The following is a 599-nucleotide window of genomic DNA, read 5'->3' as shown; positions in this document are numbered from 1 at the left end:
GAGCTCGACGTCGTCGAGGGCATGCAGTTCGACCGCGGCTACATCTCGCCCTACTTCGTCACCAACGCCGACAAGATGCGCGTTGAGATGGACGACGCCTACATCCTCATCAACGAGAAGAAGCTCTCCTCGCTGAACGAGCTGCTCCCGCTGCTCGAGGCCGTGGTGCAGACCGGCAAGCCGCTGATCATCGTCGCCGAGGACGTCGAAGGCGAGGCGCTTGCGACCCTGGTCGTGAACCGTCTGCGCGGTGGTCTGAAGGTTGCGGCCGTCAAGGCTCCGGGCTTCGGCGATCGCCGCAAGGCCATGCTGCAGGACATCGCGATCCTGACCGGTGGCCAGGCGATCTCGGAAGATCTCGGCATCAAGCTCGAGAACGTCACGCTCAACATGCTCGGTCGCGCCAAGAAGGTGATGATCGACAAGGAGAACACCACGATCGTCAACGGCGCCGGCAAGAAGGCCGACATCGAAGCGCGCGTGGCTCAGATCAAGGCGCAGATCGAGGAAACCACCTCGGACTACGACCGTGAGAAGCTCCAGGAGCGTCTTGCCAAGCTCGCAGGCGGCGTCGCGGTGATCCGCGTCGGCGGCGCGAC

The 599-nt window shown here is 63.8% G+C and carries 1 protein-coding gene; it reads left to right on the top strand.

The genetic code is table 11. The features are described from left to right. Positions 1-599 (top strand): TCP-1/cpn60 chaperonin family protein (locus IVB36_RS26360; protein WP_276576959.1); only part of this gene is annotated, 599 nt, incomplete at both ends.

It is taken from the genome of Bradyrhizobium sp. 35 (assembly GCF_023073215.1).
In the GTDB taxonomy this organism is placed as follows: Bacteria; Pseudomonadota; Alphaproteobacteria; order Rhizobiales; family Xanthobacteraceae; genus Bradyrhizobium; species Bradyrhizobium canariense_D.
The sequence above is the reverse complement of the archived record's forward strand: the minus strand, read 5'-3'. Positions and strand labels throughout refer to the sequence as shown.